The sequence below is a fragment of the Xanthomonas sp. 10-10 genome (genome assembly GCF_040182365.1).
GTDB classification, from domain to species: domain Bacteria; phylum Pseudomonadota; class Gammaproteobacteria; order Xanthomonadales; family Xanthomonadaceae; genus Xanthomonas; species Xanthomonas arboricola_F.
This window is the reverse complement of the sequence record NZ_CP144460.1, coordinates 3,600,435-3,626,217: the sequence shown is the minus strand read 5'-3', so window position 1 is coordinate 3,626,217 and position 25,783 is coordinate 3,600,435. Positions and strand designations below refer to the sequence as shown.

At 64.8% G+C, this 25,783-nt stretch carries 19 protein-coding genes and 1 pseudogene; 10 read left to right on the top strand and 10 right to left on the bottom strand.

Features of this window, described 5'->3' with window-relative positions; genetic code table 11:
- Positions 1 to 3 precede the first annotated feature (3 nt).
- The 6 genes from VZ068_RS15280 to VZ068_RS15255 form a co-directional block, all read right to left on the bottom strand.
- Complete coding sequence (locus VZ068_RS15280) at positions 4 to 150, bottom strand: hypothetical protein (RefSeq protein ID WP_349655769.1); 147 nt, start codon at positions 148 to 150, stop codon at positions 4 to 6.
- A 178-nt stretch (positions 151 to 328) separates the two neighbouring features.
- Entirely contained in the window at positions 329 to 3,031 is a 2,703-nt protein-coding gene (locus tag VZ068_RS15275; protein ID WP_349655768.1) for a glycoside hydrolase family 2 protein, read from the bottom strand.
- 21 nt (positions 3,032 to 3,052) lie between these two features.
- Positions 3,053 to 5,467 (bottom strand): family 20 glycosylhydrolase, encoded by a 2,415-nt coding sequence (locus tag VZ068_RS15270; RefSeq protein WP_349655767.1) that lies wholly within the window; start codon positions 5,465 to 5,467, stop codon positions 3,053 to 3,055.
- 475 nt (positions 5,468 to 5,942) lie between these two features.
- On the bottom strand, positions 5,943 to 7,016 hold the full coding sequence (locus VZ068_RS15265; protein WP_259161636.1) for a glycosyl hydrolase family 18 protein: 1,074 nt from the start codon (positions 7,014 to 7,016) through the stop codon (positions 5,943 to 5,945).
- Positions 7,017 to 7,019: 3 nt separating this feature from the next.
- On the bottom strand, positions 7,020 to 8,702 hold the full coding sequence (locus VZ068_RS15260; RefSeq protein ID WP_349655766.1) for an alpha-L-fucosidase: 1,683 nt from the start codon (positions 8,700 to 8,702) through the stop codon (positions 7,020 to 7,022).
- 208 nt (positions 8,703 to 8,910) lie between these two features.
- A complete protein-coding gene (locus tag VZ068_RS15255) occupies positions 8,911 to 11,571 on the bottom strand; it encodes a TonB-dependent receptor (RefSeq protein ID WP_349655765.1) in 2,661 nt (886 codons plus the stop codon).
- 719 nt (positions 11,572 to 12,290) lie between these two features.
- Here VZ068_RS15255 and VZ068_RS15250 point away from each other — a divergent pair.
- Positions 12,291 to 13,289 (top strand): glucokinase family protein, encoded by a 999-nt coding sequence (locus tag VZ068_RS15250; RefSeq protein ID WP_349657723.1) that lies wholly within the window; start codon positions 12,291 to 12,293, stop codon positions 13,287 to 13,289.
- A 367-nt stretch (positions 13,290 to 13,656) separates the two neighbouring features.
- On the opposite strand, the gene VZ068_RS15245 is transcribed toward VZ068_RS15250, so the two are convergent.
- A complete protein-coding gene (locus tag VZ068_RS15245; RefSeq protein ID WP_349655764.1) occupies positions 13,657 to 14,391 on the bottom strand; it encodes a 16S rRNA (uracil(1498)-N(3))-methyltransferase in 735 nt (244 codons plus the stop codon).
- Positions 14,382 to 15,800 (bottom strand): adenosylmethionine--8-amino-7-oxononanoate transaminase, encoded by a 1,419-nt coding sequence (gene bioA / locus VZ068_RS15240; RefSeq protein ID WP_349655763.1) that lies wholly within the window; start codon positions 15,798 to 15,800, stop codon positions 14,382 to 14,384. Before bioA ends, VZ068_RS15245 begins: the two co-directional genes overlap by 10 nt.
- 41 nt (positions 15,801 to 15,841) lie before the next feature.
- Between bioA and nudE the strand changes: the two genes are divergently transcribed.
- From nudE to gcvH, 8 genes and pseudogenes are all read left to right on the top strand, one after another.
- Positions 15,842 to 16,390, top strand: a complete 549-nt coding sequence (gene nudE, locus VZ068_RS15235; protein WP_039423334.1) for an ADP compounds hydrolase NudE — start codon at positions 15,842 to 15,844, stop codon at positions 16,388 to 16,390.
- Complete coding sequence (gene cysQ / locus VZ068_RS15230; protein ID WP_259151981.1) at positions 16,387 to 17,187, top strand: 3'(2'),5'-bisphosphate nucleotidase CysQ; 801 nt, start codon at positions 16,387 to 16,389, stop codon at positions 17,185 to 17,187. The genes nudE and cysQ overlap by 4 nt, the downstream gene beginning before the upstream one ends.
- A gap of 179 nt (positions 17,188 to 17,366) precedes the next feature.
- A pseudogene (gene mazG, locus VZ068_RS15225) lies at positions 17,367 to 18,176 on the top strand (nucleoside triphosphate pyrophosphohydrolase); the annotation flags it as partial.
- Between the two features lie 41 nt (positions 18,177 to 18,217).
- Positions 18,218 to 18,553, top strand: coding sequence for a YnfA family protein (locus VZ068_RS15220; RefSeq protein WP_259161616.1), 336 nt, complete (start codon positions 18,218 to 18,220; stop codon positions 18,551 to 18,553).
- Between the two features lie 157 nt (positions 18,554 to 18,710).
- Positions 18,711 to 19,676: an SPFH domain-containing protein gene (locus VZ068_RS15215; protein WP_349655762.1), complete on the top strand. Its 966-nt coding sequence runs from the start codon at positions 18,711 to 18,713 to the stop codon at positions 19,674 to 19,676.
- A gap of 3 nt (positions 19,677 to 19,679) precedes the next feature.
- A complete protein-coding gene (locus VZ068_RS15210) occupies positions 19,680 to 20,114 on the top strand; it encodes an NfeD family protein (protein WP_259151977.1) in 435 nt (144 codons plus the stop codon).
- 161 nt (positions 20,115 to 20,275) lie between these two features.
- Entirely contained in the window at positions 20,276 to 21,385 is a 1,110-nt protein-coding gene (gene gcvT, locus VZ068_RS15205) for a glycine cleavage system aminomethyltransferase GcvT (RefSeq protein WP_259151976.1), read from the top strand.
- A 139-nt stretch (positions 21,386 to 21,524) separates the two neighbouring features.
- The gene (gene gcvH / locus VZ068_RS15200) at positions 21,525 to 21,920 is read left to right on the top strand and encodes a glycine cleavage system protein GcvH (RefSeq protein ID WP_046964845.1); all 396 of its coding nucleotides are present in this window, start codon (positions 21,525 to 21,527) and stop codon (positions 21,918 to 21,920) included.
- Between the two features lie 449 nt (positions 21,921 to 22,369).
- Here the strand turns inward: gcvH and VZ068_RS15195 are convergent, their stop codons facing one another.
- The gene (locus VZ068_RS15195) at positions 22,370 to 22,708 is read right to left on the bottom strand and encodes a hypothetical protein (RefSeq protein WP_349655761.1); all 339 of its coding nucleotides are present in this window, start codon (positions 22,706 to 22,708) and stop codon (positions 22,370 to 22,372) included.
- 223 nt (positions 22,709 to 22,931) lie between these two features.
- Between VZ068_RS15195 and VZ068_RS15190 the strand changes: the two genes are divergently transcribed.
- Positions 22,932 to 23,384, top strand: coding sequence for a hypothetical protein (locus tag VZ068_RS15190; RefSeq protein ID WP_259151974.1), 453 nt, complete (start codon positions 22,932 to 22,934; stop codon positions 23,382 to 23,384).
- A gap of 787 nt (positions 23,385 to 24,171) precedes the next feature.
- Here the strand turns inward: VZ068_RS15190 and VZ068_RS15185 are convergent.
- The gene (locus VZ068_RS15185) at positions 24,172 to 25,515 is read right to left on the bottom strand and encodes a serine hydrolase domain-containing protein (protein WP_349657722.1); all 1,344 of its coding nucleotides are present in this window, start codon (positions 25,513 to 25,515) and stop codon (positions 24,172 to 24,174) included.
- Between the last annotated feature and the right edge of the window lie 268 nt (positions 25,516 to 25,783).

The window sequence follows — 25,783 nt, the reverse complement described above, 5'->3', positions numbered from 1 at the left end:
GATTCACTCCTGCGCAGCGGAAAGATCCGCCAGGCGTTGTTCTGGTGTTGCCGCAGCGGCTTCGGCTGCGGCGAGCTTGGGTTCCGGCGCGGCGGTGTCATGCGCGCCATTGGTGTAATGGTTGTTGCTGGTACTGCGGCGGACCCTCATCCGCCCCTGCGGGGCACCTTCTCCCGCCAGCGGGAGAAGGACACCCAACGCGGGCGTGGTCATGCGTGTGAGGGGACGGCCATGCATGTGGGAAAGGGCACGCATGAGCGGATATCGAGTCCTTCTCCCGCCAGGCGGGAGAAGGTGCCCGCAGGGCGGATGAGGGCCGTCCCGGAGCTCATTTCGCCGCCGCTGCCTCCGGCGGCTCCGGCGGAGCGCCGGCCAGCGTCGATGCCAAATCGCGCACCTGCAACGCAGACTGCACCTGCGTCATCGGCAGCTTGCTGGACACGTGCAGCGTCAGCGGTTCGCCCGGCAGCAGGTCGAAGGCGTTATCGGCCACCTTCACCTCCAGGTCGCCGAACGACAGCCACACCTCGCGCGCCAGCGTGTTGCTGGTCAGGGTCAGCGCATAGCCATCGCCATCGGCGCGCCATTGGCTGTCGACCTTCGCAGTTGGAAGTGCGAGCTGCTTGGCCGGTGCGAAGAACACCACTTCACGCGACAGCAGCGTGTCGCCCTCCAGCAACTCGAACACCGCATAGCTGCGCTTGGGGTCGGCCTTGCCCAGCAATTGCGCATCGCTGAAGTTGCCCACCTGCAGGCTGCTCAGCGGCTTGACCGTGGTCTTCTGCTCGCGCTTGCTCAGCACCTTGCCGTCCATGCTCATCACCCGCATGCGCCAGCGTGCATTCAAGGCGGTGGTGCGATCGGAGATCAGCGAGACCTCGGTCTGGCCCTTGTCGTTGCGCAATGCGGTGATCAGCTCCGGCGCATAGAAGCGGCGCGCGTGATATTGCAGTGCTTTCCAGCGGCCGTAGTAATCCACGCTGGACCACGACGCGCCTGGCCAGACATCGTTGAGCTGCCAGTACAGCGAGCCCATCGACTGCGGACGCGAGGCGCGCAGGTGCGAGGCGGCCAGGTTGATGCCTTCGGCCTGCATCAGCTGGCTCAGGTAGACGAAGCTTTCGAAATCCTTGGGCTCGCCGAATTCGCGGCGGATGTACAGCATCAGCCGCTTGTTGCCATTGCCCTTGTCGAACTTCTGGTGCGCGCGCATCACCGGCGATTCCGGATCCATGTCGGCCGCATCGGCAAACACGCGCACGGTGCGCATGTCCGGGAACGACTGCAGGCCGTACTCGGACATGAAGCGCGGGGTGACGTTGAGGTATTCGGTCACCGGCAGCGCGGGGCCGCCCCACACTTTCCAATAGTGCATATCGCCATCGTTGGTCTGGTCGGCACCGCCGTCGAAGTCGGTACCCGGCGAGGTGGCCCAGTACGGCACGTCGCTATCGTAGGTGGCCACCACTTCGCGGAACACGGTGCCGAACAGGGTGGTCATGCCGCGTTCGACGCGGGTGCGTTCTTCCGGGTCCAGCGATTGCTTGAACTTGACCCGGTCGCCCCAGTTTTCCCAGCCGGTCTGCACCTCGTTATTGCCGCACCACAACACGATGCTGGGGTGATCACGCAGGCGTTTGACCTGTTCGATCGCCTCCTGTCGCGTGTTCTCGCGGAACTCCACGTCATACGGAGGCACCGCGCCACCGAACATGAAATCCTGCCAGATCATGATGCCCAGCTCGTCGGCCACCTCGTAGAAGTGGTCGTCCTGGTAATGCCCGCCGCCCCACATGCGCAGCATGTTCATGTTGGCGTCGCGCGCATCCTGCAAGGTGCTGCGCATGCGCTCCTGGCTGACTCGCGAGGGGAACGCATCCAGCGGAATCAGGTTGGCGCCCTTGGCGAAGATCGGGATGCCGTTGATCACGATCTCCATGCTCTTGCCCCAGGTGTCCTTTTCGCGGCGCAGCTCCACCGAACGCAGGCCGGTGACGCGCTTGATCTGCTGGCTGTCGCCATCGGCGTCGCGTACGCTGGCCACGAAGGTGTAGCGGTCCTGCGCGCCGTAGCCGGCCGGGAACCAGCGTTTGGGCTTGGCGATGCGTACCGCCAGGTCGATGCGGTTCTTGCCCGGGTCGACCACCGCGTCCTGGGTGAACTGGCCGATTTTTTGCCCATCCGGGCCCAGCACATCCAGGGTCACCTGCACCGGCCCGCTGCGGCCGGCCTGCAGTTCCAGCTGCGCCTGCAATTGCGCAGCATCCGCGTCGACGCGTTGCTGGGCGATATGCAGGCCGTCCACGCGCAGCGCATCCCAGGCTTCCACGCGCACATCCTTCCAGATGCCGGCATTGACCATGCGCGGGCCCCAGTCCCAGCCGTAGCTATACGGCGCCTTGCGCACGTAGGTGGAGCTGTGGCGGCCATCGGGCTCATCGCCGAACGCCGAATCGTAGGCGCCCGGCAGCGCATACGGCTGCTTGGCCAGCCACGGCTGGATCTTCTTGATCGGCGAAAGGAACTTGATTTCCAGCACATTGTCGCCGCGCTTGAGCAGCGGTTTGGCGTCCACCCGCCACTGCCGGAACATGTTGTCGGCACTCAGCAGCGGCTTGCCGTTGAGGGTGACCTCGGCCAGTGTGTCCAGGCCATCGAACACCAGCTCCACGTGCTCGCGCTTGAGCGTGGCCGCATCCACGTTGAAGCGGGTCTGGTACTGCCAGTCGCTCAAGCCGGCCCACTGGATCTTGCCCTCGTTGTCGCGCAGGAACGGGTCGGGCACCACCTTGGCGGCGATCAGGTCGGTCTGCACCACGCCCGGCACCTGCGCCGGCATCCAGCTGGCGGCCTTGGGATAGGTCTTGGCCTGTTCCTGCCCCGGCACCAGACGCACCTGCCAGCCGCTGTCCAGGTTCACTGCCGTAGGCGGTGCCGCCCAGGCCTGCGAAAGTGCAAAGGTCAGGGCAAGCCCGAGACGGGCGGGTGTGAGCGGTGACAGTGCGGGGGCAGTGCGGTGCGGCAGGGGCATGGGTGAGTCTCCTTGGATGGGTCAGCGCGTGGCGGCGGGGGGCGCCTGCGCGGTGGTTTCAATCAGTTGGACGGCGCCGATGGCATACAACGGGCCGCGAATCGGCGCGGTGAAGCGCAGGCAGAGATCATGGATGCCGGTGCGTGCAGGCAGCGGGGTTTCCAGGGTGAACTGTTCGCCCAGGGTGTCGCTCCTGGGGAGTTGCACGCTGGCGATCAGTTCGCCGTCGCAGCCCTGGCGTACTTCCAGCTCGCCGCCGCGGGTCTTGGCCGGGTACTGCACCACCTTGGATTGCTCGTGCGCCAGACCGAAGTTGTTGGGCAGGCGCGCGGCCTCGATCCGGATCGCGCCGACGCCATCCAGTCGTGCCTGCGGATACAGCCGGCAGGCATGGAACAGATCGACGTTGTAGACCGGCGTCGCGGCGCCGGTCATTTCCGGCAGCAATGGCAGGCGCAGGCCGAGCGCGCCCTGTGCCACGCAATCGCGCAGGCCTTGCGTGTCCACGCGCAACAGCGAGGCGCGGTCGAAGGTGCGGCTGCGCGCTGCGGCCAGCGGTATGCCATCGGCGGTGAACGCGGTGGCCTTGACCGTGGTCGGCAGGCTGATCGTCAACGGCGCCTCATAGCGCGGCGATGCCGGGGTGGGGTCGCTGCCGTCGACGGTGTAATGCAGTGTGCCTGCGCCGGTCTGCGTGCCCAACGTCACCTTGGCCGGGCCGCCGGCAAGCACCGGGTTGGGGCCGTCTTCCAGGGCGATATCGGCGGCGAAGGCGCCGTCGCTGTAATCGATGCCCAGTGCCTTGTAGCGCTGCAGCTGTGCCGGCATGCGTGTCAGAAAACTGTCCCAGTTGCGTGCCGCCTGCGGTGACCAGGTCATTTCCGCCACTGCCGACAGGCGCGGGAACAGCGCGTGATCCACATGCCAGCGCGAGGGGATGTATTCGGACCACAACGCACCTTGTGCGCCCAGTACGTGCCTGGCCTGTTCGGCGCTGAGCTCGGCAGGCACCGGGTTGAACGCGTAGACCTTCGACAACGGCAACACCGTCAGGCGACCGTTGGGTTCGTCGCTGCGGGTGGTCTGCAGGTTGTCCAGATACAGCCAGTCGCCCGGCGCAAGCACCACATCGTGGCCTTGCTTGGCCGCAGTGACCGCACCCTCGACGCCGCGCCACGACATCACCGACGCACTCTGCGGCACGCCGCCTTCCAGAATTTCATCCCAGCCGATCATGCGCCGGCCGTGCTTGGTGAGGTAGGTCGCAAGCTGTTCGTTGAACCAGCCCTGCATCGCGTGCGCGTCCTTGACCCCGAGCTTGCGCATCTGCGCGCGCACCGCTGGCGAGGCTTCCCATTGATCCTTGACTGCCTCATCGCCACCGATGTGGATGTAGGTCGACGGGAACAAGGTCAGCACCTCGTCCAGCACAGTGGTGATGAAGCTCAGGCTGCGCTCGCTGGTGTTGAACAGGTACGGGTTGACGCCCCAGTCCACGCCCACCTGGGTGCGCACGCCAGGCACGCCCACCTCTTCGGGGTAGGCGGCAACGGCTGCCTGCGCATGGCCGGGCATGTCCAGCTCGGGCAACACGGTAATGTGCAGGCGCGCCGCATACGCGACGATTTCGCTGATCTGCTCCTGCGTATAAAAACCACCGGAGCGCTCCGGCGTGCCGTGTCTGCCGGCACCCGGCGGTGTGCGCCAGGCACCGACCTCGGTAAGTTTGGGGTAACGCTTGATTTCGATGCGCCAGCCCTGGTCGTCGGTCAGATGCCAGTGCAGCACATTGAGCTTGTGCACGGCCATCGCGTCCAGCACATGCTTGACGGTGTCCACGTCGTGGAAATGGCGGGCCACGTCCAGATGCTGACCACGCCAGCCAAAGCGCGGCCAGTCGCGGATGCTCACACCGGGCACGGTCACGGCACCCTTGCGCGCATCGGGGGTCATCAATTGCCAGGCGCTGATTGCGCCATAGAACAGCCCGGCACCATCGCGCGCAGCGATGCGGGTGCCTTTGGCAGTGACGTCCAGGCTGTAGCCTTCCTTCTGCGGCACCGTTGCCTGCGCGTCGCGTTCCAGGCGGATGCTGGCCGGAGAAGGGGTGGCCTCGGCACGCACTTCCAACGTCAGCCCGCGGGTGCGTTTGAGCAGGCCGGCCAGATACTCGGCACTGCGCCGCGCATCGGCGTCGCCTGCTTCTATCGAAATCACGGTGCCGGTGTCGATGGTGAAACGACCGGCCGCAGGCGTCGCCTCGACCGGTGCTGGAATCAGGGGGAATGGTGCATCGGCCGATGGTGCGGCCGCTGTGGCGCCTGCACGTGCCACAGCCGGTGCAGTGCCGGCTTCGCGTTTACCGCAGCCGGCCAGCATCAGCGCGACCAGCGACAACGCAAGCAGGCGCGACGGCAGCGCGCCTGCTGACGGCATGCCCAACGACGGCATGCGCAATGACAGCTTGTTCGATGCAGACGTGCTTGATAAGGGCGCACTTGATAAGGGTGTGCCCGATGGCGACGTGTCCAGCCACAGCACTCTCGACAATGGTGTGTGTGGAGTCCGGCTGGTGTTGACCATCATGCAATCACATCCCGATATGGCGGAGAGCGGGGCGCTGCGACAAGACACCGACGCAGCGGGTAGGGCAGCCGCATCGTGCAGTGCCGCAAGCCAGCGATGCCTGGCCGCTGCGACGATGCGACTCACACATGTGGCGACAATGGCTGCAGCCCCATTGCAGTGTACGAGTGGCGACCGATGATTTCGAGCGCATGCGCATCGCTTGCCGAATCGGGTGCACATGGCGATCTGCTCATGCATCGCGCAACGCACAGTACCAAAGCCGCCACACTTTACGCAGGGACTGGCGCACGCTTCAACGCGCTGCGCCAGTCGGGTGTGTGGGTCAGCGCTGCGCGACCGGCAATTCGTCCCACACCTTCGGATCTTCCGCACCCAGCACCCAGCAGCTGAACCCTTCCAGGCCGTATTGCTTGGCCATGTCGTAGCGTGCCTTGAAGCTGCGTGCGTCCGGGCGGAACACCCACTCGCGCATGTCGTCGCGGTAGAAGTAGAACCACGATTCCTGCTCCACCGGATCCCACTGCACGGTGGCGTTCTGTTCGATCGCCAGCGGGAAGGATTCGTCGGCATCGATGTAGGTTGCGGAGATGTTCGACGCTTCGGTGCCGTCTTCCTTGACCGGGTTGCCGGTGTACCAGCGGTAGCCGTAGGTGGCGATGCCGAGCGAGAGTTTTTCCTTAGGTACCTGGGTGATCGCGTAATCCAGGTGCTTCTTCATCCACACCATGCCATCCACCGGGCCGGGGGTGGTCCAGCGGGTGTGCTGGTCGTAGGTCATGATGCTGATCAGATCCGCAGCCTGGCCCAGCGCCTTCAGGTCGTACGCACCGCGCCAGTATTCCCACATCCACTTGGAGAACTGGCCGCCTTCGGCGTGACCCGGGGCGTTGGGCACCACCGCCACCGACATCTTGAAGCCGGCCTTGTGCAAGGCGTCGGCGGTCTGCTTGACCATCAAGGTGTAGGCATCGCGATCGGTCCAGGCGATGTTCTCGAAATCGAACTGGAAGCCGTAGTACTTGTGCTGCTTGCCGTGGATCAGCAGCGATTCGATCATGCGCTTCTTGGCCGCTTCGTCGTGCATCAGCTTGTGGAAGCCGTCGCGGCCGGTGGTCATCGACAGGATCGGCATCACCCGCAGGTTCTTCTGCCTGGCGATGTCGTACAGGTACATATTGGGCGTGCCGTTGACCAGGCCGTTCTGGTCGACGCCGTACCAGGTGGGCACCACCACATCGATCTTGTCGACGTTGGCAATGAACGAGTTGGTCGATTTCTGCGTGTTCATCAGATAGAACAACGCCGTGGGGCTCTTGGCCAGGGCCAGGGCCGGGGCGCAGGTCAGTGCCAGCGCAAGCAACATCCAGGTCAATCGCTTACTCATGAAAGACAACATCCGTCAGGGAGTGGGGGAAGAAAGGTCGATGCGGAACACATACGCGCTCTCGCCAACCGGCTTTACGGGAAGGCGCAGATGCAGGCCATCGGCGCGTTGTTCGAACGGGATCTTCTTGCCGTTTGCCAGCAGGGTCACGCCGCGCACGCCATCGGCGGCGTTGAGCGAGCGGATCACCGCCTCGCCATCGGTCGGCCAGCCGAGCTCGATCGCATACAGCGCGCCATCGCGGGTGGTGAAGCGAAAATCTTCGGCCGTATACGGCTTGGTCTTGACGTCCTGGAAGGTGCCGCCCACCACTTCGGTCGGGCCTTCGCCATACACGCGCCAGGGCTTGCTGTCGTAGATCGCGCCGCCGTTTGTCTTGAGCCACTTGCCGATCGCCAGCAGGATGCCGCGTTCGGTATCCGGGATCGAGCCATCCGCCCGCGGGCCGATGTTGAGCATCAGGTTGCCGTTCTTGGCCACCACGTCGGCCAGCATGTGGATGATGAAGGTCGGCGACTTGTAGGTGTCGTTTTCGATGTACCCCCACGAGGCATTGCTCACCGAGGTATCGGTCTGCCAATGCGTGGGATGGATGCCGGTGAGCTGGCCGCGTTCGATATCCAGCGTGCCGGCCCCTTCCGGAAACGCACCGAGCTTGTAGTTCACCACCACGCCGCGATCGGCTTCGGTGCGCGCCGCGCCCTGGTTGTAGTAGTACGCCAGCATGGTCGGCAGGCTGCGACGGAACGTGGGGTGGGCGATCCACCAGTCGAAATAGATCAGGTCCGGTTGATAGGTGTCGATCAACTCGGTGGTGCGTGCCAGCCAGTCGTCCAGCCAGGCCTGCGACACCGGCGTCCAGTCGTTGGCTACGTCGGCATCGTCCTTGCCCGGCAGGCGCACTTGCGCCGGGCCGTACAGCGCCGCATAGCGCGGGTCGTTGACGTCCGAATCGAATTTACGCCCGCCGTCGAAGAACCAGTTGTGTTCGGCGCGGTGCGAGGACAGGCCGAAGTGCAGGCCTTGTGCGCGGATGGCGGTGGACAACTCGCCCAGCAGATCGCGCCTGGGTCCCATCTTCATCGCGGTCCAGTCGGACAGCTTGGAGTCGTACAGCGCAAAGCCGTCGTGGTGTTCGGCCACCGGCACCACGTAACGCGCGCCGGAGTCGCGGAACAGCTTGGCCCAGCCATTCGGATCGAACTTGGGCGCGGTGAACTTGGGAATCAGGTCCTTGTAGCCGGAGCTCGCCTGTGGGCCATAGGTGGCCACGTGATGGGCGAACTCCTTGGAGCCTTGCAGATACATGTTGCGCGAATACCACTCGCTGCCGAACGCCGGCACCGAGAACACGCCCCAATGGATGAAGATGCCGAACTTGGCGTTGTCGTACCACGCCGGCGATTGATATGCCTTCAGCGCGGCCCAATCGGGGCGAAACGGGCCCTTGCGTGCGCCGGCTTCGGCTTCGCGCACTAGGCGATCGCGTTCTGGCGCGTACTTGGCGGTGGCATCGAGCCACTGCTGGTCGATCTGTTCCGGGCTGAGCGTGGTGGCGGTCGGCGCGGTGGGCGATTGCGCGCTGAGCGTGGCGGCAGGCAACGCGAGCAGCAGACCGAGCGCGAGCATTCGCGTTCTGGGTACAGCTCCGGCGTGGCGGCGGGATGGAGCCGCAAACACGCGGCTATCGGTCGTCATGGGAACTGCACTCCTGTTGAGCAAGACGCGCCGGCGATGCTGCAACCGTGCGTGGATGGCAAAAGCGGGCCTGGCCATGCTCCCTCAACCGCGAAGGGGCGTGGCCAGTACCACTCCTTGGTAAAACATCGAGCGGTGCGCTGCATGCAACGCACAACTCAAAAAAAAGCGCGCCACCGTGGAGGGTCGGTGGCGCGCCGGTGCTACATCAGAACTTGAAGTTCAGCTGGGCCTGATAGCCGCGGCCGTTCTTGTAGAACGCCGTGGGGGTCGAGCGTGTGTTGCTGAACAGCCGGTAGGTGGAATCCAGCAGGTTGGTCGCGCCGAAGGTGATGCCCATGTAATCGGTGATTTGATACGAGGCGGTCAGGTCGAGCTGCTTGTAGCTGTCTGCGAAGTCCTGCGAGGCCAGGCGGCCGATCTGGGTGAAGTACTTGGAACGGAAGCTGTAGTTCACACGTACCATCCAGTCGCCATGCTCCCAGTACGGGATGATGTTGTAGGTGTCGCGCGACAGGTACGGCAAATTCAGGCCCGAGCTCGAATCGGATTCGGCAAAGGTGTAGTTGGCCTGCACACCGAAGCCCAGACCCAGCGACTGCTGGTAGTTCACCGACACGCCCTTGACCTTGGCATCGGAGACGTTGATCGGCGAGGTCACCGTGTAGATGCCGGAGTTGCCGCTGATCGGATCGGTCAACTGCTGCTGGCTGGTGGTGTTGACGATGTAGGAGCTGATGTCGCGATAGAACACTTCACCGGACAGCATGCTGGACGGCGCGAAATACCACTCCGCAGCAAGGTCGTAGTTGGTGGACTCATACGGCTTCAGATCCGGGTTGCCGCCACCGGCGGTCAGATTGCCGTTCGCACTGTTGATGCTGAACGTGCCGGCCAGATCGCCATAGCGTGGACGTGCGATCACCTTGGCAGCCGAGAAGCGCAGCACGGCGTCGTCGGTGATGTCGTAGGCGATGTTGAAGCTCGGCAGCGCCTTGCGGTAGTCGTTGTTCTCGGCCACGCGCGAGTAGTTGGTGCCGCCATCGGCGGTCTGCCAGTACAGCGACTTGTCGGTGGTGTCGACAAGGCGTACGCCGACATTACCGCGCCACTTGCCGGTCTCGTAGTTCAACTGGGTGTAGAAGTTCTGCGTGATCTCCTTCACCTCGAACGAGGAGCCGTAATCGGGACGGTACGGACCCTGCGGCTGCGACAGCAGATAGTTGCGGATCGAGTTCAGGCTGGCGGTCGGCCAGGTGGTCAGGTCGCCACTTGCGCCCAGGCCGTCGTACAGACCGCTCGGGGTGGTGCCCGGATTGAACTGGGTCAGCGAGATCGCATCGGTAGTATTGATGCGGTTGCCGCGCGCATCCACGCCGTTGTTGTGGTTGATGTACTTGTAGCCGAACAGCAGTTTGGTGAACGGCCCCAGCTCCAGATCGCGGGCCGCATCCCACTGGAAGTATTTCTCTTCGTCGGTGCTCTTCTGATAGAAGATACCGCCGGCCTGCATCGCGCTGGAGTCCTGCGAACCGGCAGGCAGGCCGGCCGGCGAACCGGGCAGCGTCCAGTTCGAGGCGCCGCCGTTGTCGTAGTTCACCGCGGTGTTCTGACCGTCGAAGGCATAGTTGTAGCCGCCGTCGGTCATCAGGAACTTCATCAGGTACTCGGGGTTCTTGCCGCCGGTGGCCTTGGTGTCGCCGACCTGGGTGGTGAACACCCACTTCTCGCCCGACCAGTCGTGACGCAGGTTCAGGCTCTTGGTGGTGACGGTGCTCTCGCGGTAGTTCGCGTCCAGCTGTGCGTACGGCTGCCCCGCGGCACCATCGCCGAAGGTCGCCGAAGTGACCACGCCGTTCTGCACATTGGCGCTGGTGACCTTCTGCAGGTCGTTGTTGCACGCCGGGCAGACGTAACGCGATTCGCTGAAGTTGTTGTACTTGCCCTTGATGTACAGGCCGGTCAGGTTGAACTCGTTCTGCTCGTTCGGCTTCCACTGCAACGCGCCCTGCACGCCGCTGCGTTCGCGGGTCTGCTGGAAGAACGCGCTGTTGATGCCGGCCGGTACACGGGCGGTGGCCACATCGCTGCCGTCGCCGGTGATGGTGGCGCTGGCGGGAATGTTGGCGCCGGTGGTGTAGCCGAAGTATTCGATACCGGCGCGTGCCAGATCCTGCTTGTCATGCGTGGCGGAGATCAACGCGCCGAAGGTTTCGTCGTCGTTCTTCCAGCTCCACAGCGCCGAGCCGCGCGGATTGCCTTCTTCCGAACGGTCGTTGTAGTTGTAGCCGACCGAGCCGCGGATGGTGTTCTTGGGCAGGTCCAGCGGCTTGCGGGTGTGCACGATCACGGTGCCGCCGATCGAGCCTTCGTCGATGCGCGCCTCTGGGGTCTTGTAGACCTCCATCAGGCCGATGATTTCCGGCGACAGCAGGGTGTAGTTGAAGGTACGGCCGCTGGTGTCGGTCGGGTTGCCGCCCCAGTCGCCCGAGGCGATGGTCTGGCCGTTGAGCAGCACGCGGTTCAAGGCCGGGTCGGTGCCGTTGATGCTGACCTTTTCGCCTTCGCCGAACTGGCGGTCGACGCTGATGCCCGGCAGGTGCGACAGCGATTCGGCCGCATTGATATCCGGGAACTTGCCGATGTCTTCGGCGCTGATCGCATCGACGATGGAGTTGGCCGAGCGCTTGACCGACTGGCTCTTTTCCAGCGATGCGCGGTAACCGGTGACGGTGATGGTATCCAGCTCGGTGGTCGCCGACGGTGTGGCGGCAGGAGCCTGTTGTTCTTGTCCGGCAGCCATTGCAGAGCCGGAGCAGTACAGAGCGGCGGTGATACAGAGTGCTAACGTCGTGGTGCGGCTGTGCATGGCTAAACCTCGTTGGTTAGTGCTGTGAGCGCGCCGCCTCTGGAAGGCGTCACGCGCTCGGCGTGGCCGGCAAAACAACACGCCCTGACCGATCGCGGTGATCGCACTCCTTGGCTCCGCAATGGCAGCAGGTGGCGTCGATTCGCGTGGTAGAGGAGGTGTCCCCCGTGTGGTGAAGCGGTGAAGCGAATGCGACATCGGCGAGTCGAACGTCGGATGACGCGCCACTCGCGAATCTGGGGTGACAGGCGAGGGAAGCGCCGTTCTTCAACTACCGAACAGTTTCCGGCCCCTCCTGCCAGAACCTCGATTTGGATCGAGTCTCGCGTAGCGTTGACAGCGTTGTCAACACATCGTCACAGATCTCTGATGTGGCTGCGATTGCGCTGCAATGCAGCATTTTTTGCGACGTAAATCCGGAAGTGGCTGAGCGGTTGCGCACACATGCAGCCATGCCCCGCGTGCGCAATTGGCGCTTTCAATGGCTAAATGGCGTTCCAGTCGTGGAGACTCGTTTTTTGTGCGGAAATCTCCGTGATGCGTGCGGATTTTTCGTGGATGATGGGTGGTGCGGAAGATCACGCCGACCGTGGTCGCCACAGTTGCGTTACAAGGCGATTACTGACAACGTTGTCTACCCACTGCCGTTCGTCGGACAGCGGGACATGACGCCAGCCCGCTGCCACTTATCAGGAGAATGCGTGAGCGCAAGCAGCCCAATGGACGCGGTGGCCTTTCCGCGCCCCGACACCTTCGTTGCCGCAGACGTGGGAGGGACGCATGTGCGCCTTGCGCTGGTCTGCGCAAGCACCGATGCGCGCAAGCCGGTCACGGTGCTGGACTATCGCAAGTACCGCTGCGCCGATTACCCGGGCCTGGCCGAGATCATGTCCGCGTTCTTTGCAGAGCTGGGATGCGCGCCGGTGCGGCGCGGTGTGATCGCCAGTGCCGGTTATGCGCTGGAAGACGGTAGCGTGATCACCGCGAACCTGCCGTGGGTATTGGCGCCGGAACAGATTCGCCGCCAGCTCGGCATGCAGGCGTTGCATTTGGTCAACGATTTCGAAGCGGTCGCCTACGCAGCCAATTACATGACCGGCAATCAGGTCATGCAGCTGTCCGGTCCCGCCCAGGGCGCACCTGGCCCGGCGCTGGTCCTCGGTCCCGGAACCGGGCTGGGCGCGGCGGTGTGGATTCCCAATGGCGCCACCCCGATGGTGTTGCCGACCGAGGCCGGCCATGCCGCGCTCGCCGCTGCCAGCGATCTGGAAGTGGCCTTGCTGCAGGAGCTGCGCCGCACGCGCAGGCACGTGGGCACCGAAACCTTGCTGTCCGGTCCGGGCCTGCTGAATCTTTACACTGCCTTGGCGGCGCTGCGTGGCGAGAACGCGGTGCATCAGGGCCCGGCCGATGTCACCGCCGCCGCATTGGCCGGCAACGACGCGCTCGCGCGCGATGCGCTGCAGGCGTTCTGCGGGTTCATGGGCAGCGTGGTCGGAGACATGATGCTGCTTTATGGCATCCGCAGCGGCGTCTATCTGGCCGGCGGATTCCTGCCGCAGATCGCCGGGTTCATCGCCGCCAGCGACTTCGCTGCCCGCCTGCTCGACAAGGGCACGCTGCGGCCCGCATTGGAACAGGTGCCGGTCAGCATCGTCGAACACGGCCAGCTAGGCGTGATCGGCGCGGCCAGCTGGTTTCTGCAACACGGCCGCTGACGCGCGGCGCTACACCGTAGGAGCGCACCTGGGCGCGACTGGGCGTTACCGATAATGCCTCTCGCGCCCAGGTGCGCTCCTACGCGGGCTGCTGGCCGCGACAATCATCCGGTGCGCTCCTACGCGTGGGCCCGGAATTTCACGTCACTGCGGTCATTCCAGTGTCGCCGTATCGGGCCGATCGGCAATCGCATCACCGCATCCCGTAGGAGCGCACCTGGGCGCGACTGGGCCTTCCCGGTAAGGCTTCTCGCGCCCAGGCGCGCTCCTACGCGGGTTGCTGGCCGCGACAAACGTCCGGTCTCACGAGGCAATGCATGTCCCGCACTTCGCGTCGTCGGCCGCAATGTCCTACGGCTCGTCGAACCTAAAGATCCCCGAATCGCGCCTGCAACGCCGCAATGGCCGCCAGTCCGGCGGTCTCGGTGCGCAGGATGCGTGGACCCAATTGCAGGCCGGTGAAGCCGGCATCGGCCAGCGTGGCGCGGTCACGTGGCGACCAACCGCCTTCCGGCCCGATCGCCACGATGAGCCCCTGGTCGACATTCGCACTCAGCGTGGACAGACGATGCTCACCCTGCGGGTCCAGGGTCAGCCGTTGCGCCTGCGGGTCGCTGGCCTGCGCCACCTCGTGCAAGCCCAGCGGCGCTGCGACGGTCGGCACGCGTGCGCGGCCGGATTGCTCGCAGGCCGACACCACCACACTGCGCCAATGCGCAAGGCGTTTTTCCATGCGCACCGCATCGAGCTTGACCTCGGTGCGTTCGGCGTTGACCGGCACGATGGCCGCAACCCCCAGCTCGGTGGCCTTCTGCAGGATCAGGTCCATTTTTTCGCCGCGTGCGATGCCCTGGAGTAGCGTGATGCGTAAGGGCGATTCGTTGGACAACGCTTGCGCACGCTCGACCAGTGCACGTGCCTCGCGCTTGCCGGCCACGGTGATGCGTGCGTGGTAGTCGCTGCCATCGCCATTGAACAGGATGCAGGCATCGCCCTCGCGCAGGCGCAGCACGCGCAGCAGATGATTGGCGGACTCTTCTGGCAGGGTCACTTCCTGGTCGCAGTGCAGCGGCAATGCGACATAGGAGCGGGTCAGGCGCATGCGACGGCCTCCTCGATGGCGTGGCGGGTGGTCGCGGCAAGCAAGGCCAGCTGCGCGTCGTCCACACAGTAAGGGGGCATCCAGTACAGCACGTCGCCCAGCGGGCGCAGCACGACGCCGCGTTCCAGCGCCGCGCGATACGCCTTCAACCCGACCCGTGCCGCGGCAGCGAAGGGCGTGCGCTTGTCGCCGCCCTGGGTCAGTTCGAAGGCCACGATCATGCCGGCCTGGCGCACGTCCGCCACTGCGCTGTGCTCGCCGATCTGCGCAGCGAAGGTACTCATGCGCGCGGCGGTGTGCTGGTTGCGCGCAATCACGTCGTCGTCTGCGAAGATCTGCAGGGTCGCCAATGCCGCCGCGCACGCCAGGGGGTTGCCGGTGTAGCTGTGCGAATGCAGAAACGCGCGCTCGCGCGAGTCGTCCAGAAACGCGTCGTACAACTGCTGCGTGGCCAGCACCGCCGAGAGCGGCAGAAAGCCGCCGGTCAATCCCTTGGACAGGCACAACAGATCGGGCATCACACCGGCCTGTTCGCACGCGAACAGCGTGCCGGTGCGTCCGAAGCCGGTGGCGATCTCGTCGGCGATCAAAAACACGCCATGCGCATCGCACAATTGGCGCGCACGGCGCAGGTAGGCCGGGTGGTACATGCGCATGCCTCCGGCGCACTGCACGCGCGGTTCCAGGATCAACGCGCAGATTTCGCCGGGCGATTGTTCGAACAGTGCCTGCAACGCATCGGCCGCCTGCAGCGCGTAGTCTTCCGCGCTCTGGCCCGGCTCGGCCAGGTAGGCATCGGGCGAGGGCGCAAAGATCGACTCCAGCAGCAACGGCGCATACACGCGCCGATACAGCGGGATGTCGCCCACCGACAGCGCGCCGATGGTCTCGCCGTGATAGCCGTTTTCCAGTGCGATGAAACGCGTGCGGCGATGCTCGCCGCTGTTGTGGAAATAATGGAAGGCCATCTTCAAGGCCACCTCGACGCCGGCCGAGCCATTGTCGGCATAGAACACCTTGGCCAGCGGCGCTCGGTCGGGCTGGCGCGGCGCAATCGCCAGCAGGCGCTCGGCCAGTTGCACTGCCGGCGCATGCGTGAAGCCGGCCAGCATGACCTGCTCCAGGGTGCCGGCCTGCTGCGCGATGGCTGCGCCGATGCGCGGCTCGGCATGGCCGAACAGGTTGGTCCACCAGCTGCTCACCGCGTCCAGGTAGCGATGGCCGTCGTGACCGATCAGCCACGCACCCTGGCCACCGGCGATGGGGACCAGCGGAAGCGTGTGCGGATGCTCGCGCATCTGCGTGCACGGGTGCCACAGCACGGCAAGATCGCGTTGCCGCCAATGTTCGGCAGTTTCGGAGGCTGCAGGGTCTGCTAGGATTTCGGGCTCATGAACATGTCGATGCATCTGCCTATTCTATCGGTCCGCTCCGCGGCTGCGTGCCACGCATGAGCCCGCGTCTGCCGACCATCCACAAGATCACCGATCTGGGCGACGGGCCGTTCCGTCGCCAGCAGCTGGATCTGGAGTTTTCCAACGGGCAGCGCCGCCTCTACGAACGTCAACTCAGCCAGGGCCACGGTGCCGTCGTCGTGGTGCCGATGCTCGACGAGAGCACCGTGCTGCTGGTGCGCGAGTACGCCGCCGGCGTGCATCGCTACGAGCTGGGTCTGGTCAAGGGGCGCATCGATGCCGGCGAGACGCCGGAGCAGGCGGCCGACCGCGAGCTCAAGGAAGAAGCCGGCTACGGTGCGCGGCAGGTCCAGGTGCTGCGCGCGATGACGCTCGCTCCTACTTATATGAGTCACCAATCCTGGTTGGTGCTGGCGCGCGACCTCTACCCCGAGCGCCTGGTCGGCGATGAGCCGGAAGAGATGGAAGTGGTGCCCTGGCCAATCGCACGTCTGGACGAATTGATGCTGCGCGAAGATTTCTCCGAAGGCCGCTCGCTGGCCGCCCTGTTCATTGCGCGCGAGTGGCTGGAGCGCAACCCATGATCCGCATCCCGATGGAATTGCGCGAAACCGTGATCGCCATTGCCCGCGAAGCGGGCGAGGCCATCATGCAGGTGTACGCGCAGGACTTCGCGGTGGAGATCAAGGACGATGCCAGCCCGCTGACCCAGGCCGACCTGGCCGCCAATCGCGTCATCGTCGACGGCCTGCGCCGGGTCACGCCCGACGTGCCGGTGCTGTCGGAAGAGTCTGCGCACATGGCCTGGGAAGAGCGTCAGTACTGGACCAGCTACTGGCTGGTCGATCCGCTGGATGGCACCCGCGAGTTCGTCAAACGCAATGGCGAGTTCAGCGTCAACATCGCACTCATCCACATGGGCGCGCCGGTGCTGGGCGTGGTGCAGGCACCGGTCGATGGCCGGGTCTGGTACGCCGCACGCGGCGAGAACGCCTTCCGCCGCGACGGCGATCGCGACGAAATGCTGCACACCCGCATGCCGGCTGCCAGCCCCTTGCGGGTTGCCGCCAGCCGCTCGCACCGCGATGCGCGCACCGCCGCTGCGTTGGAGCGCATGGGGCAGATCGACGTGGTGGCGCAAGGCTCCTCGTTGAAGTTCTGCCGCATTGCCGAAGGCGACCTGGATGTCTACCCGCGCTTCGGGCCCACTTCCGAATGGGACACCGCGGCCGGACAATGCGTGCTGCACGCAGCCGGCGGTGTGCTGCTGGCCGGCGCTTCCGGCAAGCCGTTCCGCTACAACCGCCGCGACACCTTGCTCAATGGCGACTTCATCGCGCTGGGCGATCCCAATCTGCCCTGGCGCGATTGGCTGGCCTGAGCATGTCCGCCTGCCGTGCGCGTGTTGCATGGCAGGTACTGCGCACGCGCAGGGTCCGCATCGGCCGACCGGTACACTGCGGCGGCATCGCGCGCCGGGCTTGCTGCCACGCGCGATACCGCAATGCGCAGAAGATCCCGGCGCGGATGCGCCTTCCAAGATCGCTTCAGGAATAGACCATGCTCCAGACTCCGTCCACCGGCGATATCCAAGGCCTGTTGCAGTTGATGGCGCGCCTGCGCGACCGTGAACATGGTTGCCCCTGGGATGTGGAGCAGAGCTTTGCCAGCATCGCGCCATACACCATCGAAGAAGCCTACGAGGTTGCCGACGCGATCGATCGCAACGACCTGCCGGGGCTGCGCGACGAGCTGGGCGACCTGTTGCTGCAGGTGGTCTTCCATGCGCAGATGGCGTCCGAACAGGGCGCGTTCGACTTCGCCGACGTGGTCGCCACGCTCAGCGACAAGCTCGTTCGCCGTCACCCGCACGTGTTCGCCGCGCAGGCGGTGGACGATGCGCAGGCGGTAAGCGCCAACTGGGACCAGATCAAGCGCGAAGAACGCCGTGCCGCAGGGCAGCAGGACGACTCCGCACTGGCCGGCATCGCGCGTGGCCTGCCGGAGTGGCAGCGCTCCACCAAGCTGCAGTCGCGCGCGGCGCGGGTGGGCTTCGACTGGCCCGACCCGGCGCCGGTGCTGGAAAAACTGGAAGAAGAAGTGAAGGAGCTGCGGGTGGAATTCGCGCGCGGACCGGTCGCCGACAATCAGGCGCGCCTGGAAGACGAACTGGGCGATGTGCTGTTCGTCTGCGCCAATCTCGCGCGGCATGCCAAGGTCGATGTGGGTGCCGCGCTTCGGCATGCCAATCTGAAATTCGAACGGCGCTTCCGTGCGATGGAAGCCCATGCGCATGCGCAGGGCACCCCCCTGGATGCGTTGTCGCTAGACGCGCAGGAAGCGCTGTGGCGACAGGTCAAGCGCGACGAGTCCGCCGCCGCAGTGGCAAGTACCGGCGCCGCAATCGGCGCATGAGCGCTGCGCTGACCACGCTGTTGCTGTTCGTCGCCACCGCAGTGGCCGAACTGGTCGGCTGCTACCTTCCTTATCTATGGCTACGAAAAGGCGGCAGTGCGTGGCTGCTGCTGCCCAGCGCGCTGAGCCTTGCGATCTTCGTGTGGCTGTTGAGCCTGCATCCGGCTGCCAGCGGACGCGTGTACGCCGCCTATGGCGGGGTCTACATCGCCAGCGCCCTGATGTGGTTGTGGTGGGTGGACCGCATCACCCCGACCCGATGGGACCTGCTTGGCGCCGCCTGCTGTCTGCTCGGCATGGCCGTCATCATGTTCGCCCCGCGCACTGTCTGAGCCTGATCATCGCGTGATCTGCGTACGCTGAGGCACTCGCCGCCCGGCACGGCAGGGCGCGCGAGCGTATCCCTGCACTGCAGCCTCCGAGCCGGCGAGGGGCAGTGCGCGTGCATACTGTGGCAGGGATCGACTCGTCACATGCAAGGGGATGCACATGTTTCCGACTTCGTTTTTGGCCATCGCCGTTCTGGTTGCCGGCGTCATCGTGTTGTTCAAGACCGTGCGCATGGTGCCGCAGGGATTTCAGTGGACGGTGGAGCGCTTCGGCCGCTACACCCATACCATGAGTCCGGGGCTGCACTTTCTGGTGCCGGTGGTCTACGGCGTAGGGCGCAAGATCAACATGATGGAACAGGTGCTCGACGTTCCCAGCCAGGACGTCATCACCAAGGACAACGCGGTGGTGCGCGTGGATGGCGTGGTGTTCTTCCAGGTGCTGGACGCCGCCAAGGCCGCCTATGAAGTCTCCAATCTGGAGATCGCCAGCATCGCGCTGGTGCAGACCAATATCCGCACCGTGATCGGTTCGATGGATCTGGACGAATCGCTGAGCCAGCGCGAGACCATCAATGCGCAGTTGCTGAACGTGGTCGACCAGGCCACCAACCCGTGGGGCATCAAGGTGACGCGGATCGAAATTCGCGACATCCAGCCGCCGCGCGACCTGATTGACTCGATGGCGCGGCAGATGAAGGCCGAGCGCGAAAAGCGCGCGCAGATTCTGGAGGCCGAAGGCTCGCGTCAATCGGAAATCCTGCGCGCCGATGGCGAGAAACAGGCTGCCGTGCTCGAAGCCGAAGGCCGCAAGGAGGCCGCCTTCCGCGACGCCGAGGCGCGCGAGCGTCTGGCCGAGGCCGAAGCCCGTGCCACCCAGGTGGTGTCCGATGCGATCGCCAACGGCAGCGTGCAGGCGATCAATTACTTCGTCGCGCAGAAGTATGTGGAGGCGTTCAAGGCGCTGGCCACCGCGCCCAACCAGAAGTTCGTGCTGATGCCGATGGAGTCCAGCGGCATCATCGGCTCGATCGCCGGCATCGCCGAATTGGCCAAGGAAGCGATACGCAAGCCCGACGCACCAACCGTGCGCGTGCCGCCGATGCCGCCGCGCGCCGGAGGCTGAGCGATGCGCTGGGACGTTGTGATCTGGGGAGTGCTGGCGCTGCTGTTGATCGCTGCAGAGACCCTGGTGCCGGGGGCGTTCCTGCTGTGGATGGGGATCGCCGCCGCCGCCGTCTGCGCCCTCGTGCTTGCGTTGCCGGGCATGTCGCTGCTGGGGCAGATCGTGGCGTTCGTGGTGCTCAGCTTCGTGTCGGTGCAGGTCTATCGCACCTGGTTTCGCGGCAAGGGCCGGCAGAGCGATCGCCCCCTGCTCAACAAGCGTGCCGAGCAATTGATCGGCCGCCGCGTGCTGCTCGATCAAGCCATCCACCATGGCCGAGGTCGTGCCAAGGTCGACGATGCGTTCTGGGTGGTCAGCGGTCCGGACCTGCCCGCCGGCGCACCGGTGCGCATCGTCGGCGTCGATGGCATGACCTTGCTGGTGCAATCCAGCAGCTGATCGCCGGGACAGGGCGTGCCACCCGGTCGCCCATTGCTGCAGCGCGGCGTGCGTTTGCCGGCTTGCATCGTTCGGTGATCGCCGCGCCTGCGCGCAGACACGGTTACCCGCAACGACGGCAGGGCGGCGATAATGGGCATCTTTCCCTTGGACCGGCGCCCATGACCCAGAAGACCATCCTCAACGACACCCATCGCGCGCTCGGCGCCAAGATGGTCGACTTCGGCGGTTGGGACATGCCGATCCACTACGGCTCGCAGCTGGACGAACACCATCAGGTGCGTCGCGATGCCGGCATGTTCGATGTCAGCCACATGACCGTGGTCGACCTGCACGGCGCACGCGTGCGCGAATTCCTGCGCTACCTGCTCGCCAACTCGGTGGACAAGCTCAAGGTGTCGGGCAAGGCGCTGTACACCTGCATGCTCAATCCGCAGGGCGGGGTGATCGACGACCTCATCGTCTATTTCATGGCCGAAGACTTCTTCCGTCTGGTGGTCAACGCCGCCACCCGCGAAAAGGATCTGCAGTGGATCGGCGAACAGGCCGCACGCTTCGAGGTGCGCGTTCAAGAGCGCGGCGACTTTGCGATGATCGCAGTGCAGGGCCCCAATGCGCGCGCCAAGGTCATCGACCTGCTCGATCCGGCCGGCGCCACGGCAGCGAGCAAGCTCGGCCGTTTCGCCGCGTTGCAGACGCGCTCGCGCGATGGCATCGATCTGTTTCTTGCGCGCACCGGTTACACCGGCGAAGACGGTTTTGAAATCGTGTTGCCGCAGGACGCGGCAGTCGCATTCTGGAATGCGTTGCTCGCACAGGGCGTCAAGCCGGCCGGTCTTGGCGCGCGTGACACGCTGCGTCTGGAAGCGGGCATGAATCTTTACGGGCAGGACATGGACGATGCAGTGAGCCCGTACGAAGCCGCGCTGGCCTGGACCATCGCGCTCGACGAAGGCCGCGACTTCATTGGCCGCGCCGTGCTCGAAGCGCAAAAGGCGCAAGGCGCACCGCGGCAGATGATCGGCGTGGTGATGGATGAGAAGGGAGTGCTGCGCCACGGCCAGAGCGTGCTCACCGCTGCCGGCCAGGGCGAGATTCTGTCTGGCACGTTCTCGCCCACGCTGGGCAAGGCGATCGCATTCGCACGCGTGCCGGCCGGCAGCATCGACGATCTGCGCGTGGACATCCGCGGCAAGCAGGTACCGTTGCGCGCGGTGAAGTTTCCGTTCGTGCGCGATGGCCAGGCGCAGCCCGGCGTCCTTGGCGAATGAGTCCGGCTGATGCCGGCCGCAGTCGGCCGGCATCCTGCCACCGCATGCAACCTGGCCCTGCCGACGCGCGTGCACCTGCCTTGTCGCGCGGTCTAAACTAACCACCTGTCCCCAACCCCAGTTTCCCCGGAGCACACCCATGAGCGAGATCCCTGGCGACCTCAAGTTCCTCAAATCCCACGAGTGGGCCCGCGTCGAAAGCAGCGGCCGCGTAACCGTCGGTATCTCCGACCACGCGCAGGGCTTGCTGGGCGACCTGGTCTACGTCGAACTGCCCGGCGTCGGCGATACCGTGCAGGCCGGCAACGGTGCGGCGGTGGTGGAGTCCGTCAAGGCCGCTTCCGACGTCTACAGCCCGGTCAGCGGCACCGTCGTCGAGGTCAACAGCGCGCTGAGCGACAAGCCCGAGACCATCAACGAAGACGCCTACGGCGAAGGCTGGATCTTCGTGGTCGAACTCGACGACAAGGAAGAGCTCAACGACCTGCTGTCGCCGGACGACTACGCCGAGCTGCTGGAAGACGACGACCACTGAGTCCGTCGTCCTTGCTGCACACCGATGGCCGCTCGCAGAGCGGCCATTTTTTTTGGGTGCGCTGCCGCTGACGCGGTTGTGATGTGCGCACGCGAGCGTGATCGGATGGACGATTGCACGGTCGCCTGCATGCGCTGACGACCGGACGCCCGCAAGGCGGTTGGTGATGACTTGATGCGACGCGCGCGGTGGCATCCATGCCCGACGTGTCGACGCACCACCACCTGCATGCCGGCGCGTCGGATTTCTGACGTGAGTCGTTCGTGAGGATCCGGCGTGTGTTCGGTGAAAAAAATCGACGCGTGCAACGCGCGCCGACGACGGATCGATGTCGTGCGACATGCTGCTGGCGATGCGCAAGCGCGCGTGCATGGCGATCGAACAGCGCAATAAGTTTGCGCATTTCTGCTTGTGCGACGCCGGAAGTGGAGTTGCCGGATAAAAAATTTTCAGCTGGCGGACAGGCGGCGGACGATGCCGCAACGTGCAGCGTGTCGCCGCAGTGTTGCCGGCGGCGATGGCTTGCAGATTTGGAGCGGTTGAGAAAAACAGCGGAAAAGAAGCGCTTTTTTGAAGGCGCTGTGGCGTGGGCGCGTGCTGCGAGCCCGCGCGGCGGGCTGCGCGCGGTGTACTTGCCGGACCTCGATGGCGAAGGTGGCGATGGTCTGCTGAAAAAAAATTGCAAAAGAGTGTTGACAGTAAAAAAAAGCGTGATTAGGTTTCGCCCAGCAGACATTGCTGCGAAAGAGAGTGAGCAGAATCGACATCGAGCCGACACGCTTGTTCAAGACGTCCACCGAAGCACGCTCAAAGGTGGAGTCGGGTCCGCTTCTCTCCAGAAAAGCAGTTGTCGTTTCGACCACGCACCCGTGTCGCCGTTCGATGCGGGTGTTTCTGTATCCGTCCCGTCGCGCATTACCTGCGGACGGTACCCGACGACGGCATGCCGGCGCGGGGTTTGGTTCAACTGGGCGTTTCAACTCCATAGTTCACTGACGAGGAGCCAATTACATGGCCACTAAAAAAGCTGCGAAAAAGAAACCCACCGCCAAAAAGGCAGTGAAGAAGACCGCTGCCAAGAAGGCGACCAAGAAGGTCGCTAAGAAGGCAACCGCCAAGAAGGCAGTGAAGAAGACTGCTGCCAAGAAGGCCGTCAAGAAGACTGCAAAGAAGGCGACCGCCAAGAAGGCAGTGAAGAAGACTGCCAAGAAGGCAACCAAGAAGACTGCCGCCAAGAAGGCAGTGAAGAAGACCGCGAAAAAGGCGACCAAGAAGACTGCCGCCAAAAAGGCCGTCAAGAAGACCGCCAAGAAAGTCGCCAAAAAGGCAGTAGCGAAGAAGGCGACCAAGAAGTCCGCCACCAAGAAGCCTGCTGTGAAGAAGGTCGCCAAGAAGAAGCCGGCCGCTCGCAAGAAGAAGGCCGCTCCGGTCGCGCTGCCCGCAACTCCGGCACCGCTGATCTGATTTGTAACACCCGATCGCCGTAAACATCGAGCTCTCTCCCCGACGCCCAGCGGGGGGGGAGCTTTTTTATTGGGCGACACCGTACCGTGGCCAGGCCCGATGCAGCACGCGACTGCCAGCCGCCCTTGAGGCGATGTCGCCTGCGAGACGGCGCGCTGTGGGTCTGGCGCCGTGCTGGCAGCGACAACAGCAGTGCCAGACCGGCGATGGCTTAAAGGGATGTTGCGGCGAATCGATGGGTCCTGTGCGTCGGACGCGCCGCTCACCCGCTCACCGCCTTAGAGGCGGCGATGATTCCAGACTGTGCCGATAGCGGTGTCGCTGGCGGAACTCATGCAGGATCTTCCCGTCGTCGCCCGGCGGTGTGATTGCTCGAACCTCCGCTCTCCCGGATGCAATGACCGGTCGTCGCACTCGCACTACCCGTACCTGCATTCCGACCAAGCAACTGCCAGGCGAGTGGGTTCGATGCGTCGTGGCGACGCGTAGGCTGTGGTCGGTCCAGCGATGAAACCGGCAGCGGGCGCGGTACAGCGCACGCATCTCGCATCGATCTGCTGTCCGGTCCCTGCAGCCGCCGCTGTCGCCGCAATGACGACGAGCGAAGTCCCGTCGTCCTCCCCGGGTGACGGATGAGCTTGCAGCGTTTGCACTAGGCACTCTGTTCGGCGGCACCTGGCTATCGCCACGCACGCATCCACCTGCATGTCCCGACAGCCAGAAACGACACAGGCGGCCAAGGCCGCCTGTGGTCATGCATGCATCGCGTCGGTTCCGAGGCGTCAACTCAACGCGGCGACGCCACCGACTTGCCGGACGATGCACCCTTGCCAGCCGGGTCGGCCTTCTCCGCCAGCATGTTCTCGCTGCCAAAATCGCCGTCCATATCGATATCCAGCCAACGCTTGGCCGGCAAGCCGAGTGCGCGGTCCAGGATGGTCGGCAGCATGCCGGAAGGCAGGCCGCTTTCGCCGTTCCACATGATGGCGATGCCGACGTCGCGCTCGGGCAGCAACGCGACCAGGCCGCGGTAGCCCTGCACCGCACCTGCATGGAAGATCACTTGATGGCCTGCGTAGTCGAACACGCGCCAGCCCAGCGCGTAGCTGGCCGCGTCCACGCGCTCATGGCGCCAGCCCGAACGCATTTCGCCTGGCGTGGAGATCAACGGCGCATGCAAGGTCGCCAGCAGCGGCGCAGGCAATACGTCGGGGCGATGGCCGGTATGGGCGAGCAGCCACTGCGCCATGTCGCTGGCGCTGGCATTGACGCCGGCCGCAGGAGCAAGACGGTAGTAGGTAGGCTTGGGCGTCAGCGACACCCAACCGTTGCGGCTACGCACGTGCGGGCGCGCCCAATGCGGGCTGGCCTGGATGCCGGCCAGACCCATGCTGGCATCGTTCATGCCGAGCGGCTTGAAGATGCGGCGCTCCACCGACTGCTCGTAGAAACTGCCGGAGGCGGCAAAGACCACATCGCCAACCAGGCTGAAGGCGACGTTCTGATACGCGTAGCAGTCGCCCGGCGCACACCGCAGCGGCGCGGCAGCCAGCTTGTGGCTCAGCGAGTAGTAGTCGACGTTGGATTCGATATCGCGATCGTAGGCATTGCGGGTCAGGCCGACGCGGTGGCTGAGCACCTCGGCGACGGTGAGCTGGCGGGTGGCCAGGTTGTCGCTCAGCTGGAAGCCGGGCACGTAGTCGACCACCTTGCTGTCCCAGCGCAACACGCCATCGTTGACCAGCAGGCCGGCCATGGTGCCGGCAAAGGCCTTGGACAGCGACGCCAGGCGGAAGACGGTATGCGCATCGACCGGTTGCGGGTGATTGACGTCGGTGACGCCATAGCCACGCGCGCTGAGCACCTTGCCGCCCTGCACGATCGCCATCGCCATGCCGGGTACGCGGTTGCCGTAGGTCAACTGATCGGCCATCGATTCGAATGCCGCCACGTCGAAGCCGGCGGCCGGCGCCAACACGCTGCTGGCCGGCAACGCACTGCGATACGGAAGCGGGGCGGTGGGCGACTGCGCAATGGTCGCCGGCTGCAGCGCAGAAGCGGTGGGCGCGGGCGTCTGTGCCGTGGAAGAAAGGGCCAGAGGCAATAACGCCCCGAGCAGCCCGATGGCCAACGGACGGAACCGTCGGCGCCTGCGCATTACTGTCATGGTTGTCCCGCCTGGTCCACTGCTTGGAGCGATTCTAGCGCCGCGCTTCGCAATAGCACAAACTGCCGGAAGATGAATGGGCATCATATTGATCCTATTGACGATTTGGGTTCAGAAATCGGGCCGGTCACGGCCGTGGCGACGCTCCGAAGGTGCACGCTCTGACGGTGCATGCGAAGTGGGTTGCAAGCGCCGTGCCGGGCGGCCCCACGCGCGCGTCGCAGCGTCCTGC

Coding starts and splice junctions, on each gene's coding strand:
- VZ068_RS15280 (WP_349655769.1), bottom strand. CDS start 150: ATGAGGGTCCGCCGCAGTACCAGCAACAACCATTACACCAATGGCGCG.
- VZ068_RS15275 (WP_349655768.1), bottom strand. CDS start 3,031: ATGCCCCTGCCGCACCGCACTGCCCCCGCACTGTCACCGCTCACACCC.
- VZ068_RS15270 (WP_349655767.1), bottom strand. CDS start 5,467: ATGCCGTCAGCAGGCGCGCTGCCGTCGCGCCTGCTTGCGTTGTCGCTG.
- VZ068_RS15265 (WP_259161636.1), bottom strand. CDS start 7,016: ATGTTGTCTTTCATGAGTAAGCGATTGACCTGGATGTTGCTTGCGCTG.
- VZ068_RS15260 (WP_349655766.1), bottom strand. CDS start 8,702: ATGACGACCGATAGCCGCGTGTTTGCGGCTCCATCCCGCCGCCACGCC.
- VZ068_RS15255 (WP_349655765.1), bottom strand. CDS start 11,571: ATGCACAGCCGCACCACGACGTTAGCACTCTGTATCACCGCCGCTCTG.
- VZ068_RS15250 (WP_349657723.1), top strand. CDS start 12,291: ATGGACGCGGTGGCCTTTCCGCGCCCCGACACCTTCGTTGCCGCAGAC.
- VZ068_RS15245 (WP_349655764.1), bottom strand. CDS start 14,391: ATGCGCCTGACCCGCTCCTATGTCGCATTGCCGCTGCACTGCGACCAG.
- bioA (WP_349655763.1), bottom strand. CDS start 15,800: ATGCATCGACATGTTCATGAGCCCGAAATCCTAGCAGACCCTGCAGCC.
- nudE (WP_039423334.1), top strand. CDS start 15,842: ATGAGCCCGCGTCTGCCGACCATCCACAAGATCACCGATCTGGGCGAC.
- cysQ (WP_259151981.1), top strand. CDS start 16,387: ATGATCCGCATCCCGATGGAATTGCGCGAAACCGTGATCGCCATTGCC.
- VZ068_RS15220 (WP_259161616.1), top strand. CDS start 18,218: ATGAGCGCTGCGCTGACCACGCTGTTGCTGTTCGTCGCCACCGCAGTG.
- VZ068_RS15215 (WP_349655762.1), top strand. CDS start 18,711: ATGTTTCCGACTTCGTTTTTGGCCATCGCCGTTCTGGTTGCCGGCGTC.
- VZ068_RS15210 (WP_259151977.1), top strand. CDS start 19,680: ATGCGCTGGGACGTTGTGATCTGGGGAGTGCTGGCGCTGCTGTTGATC.
- gcvT (WP_259151976.1), top strand. CDS start 20,276: ATGACCCAGAAGACCATCCTCAACGACACCCATCGCGCGCTCGGCGCC.
- gcvH (WP_046964845.1), top strand. CDS start 21,525: ATGAGCGAGATCCCTGGCGACCTCAAGTTCCTCAAATCCCACGAGTGG.
- VZ068_RS15190 (WP_259151974.1), top strand. CDS start 22,932: ATGGCCACTAAAAAAGCTGCGAAAAAGAAACCCACCGCCAAAAAGGCA.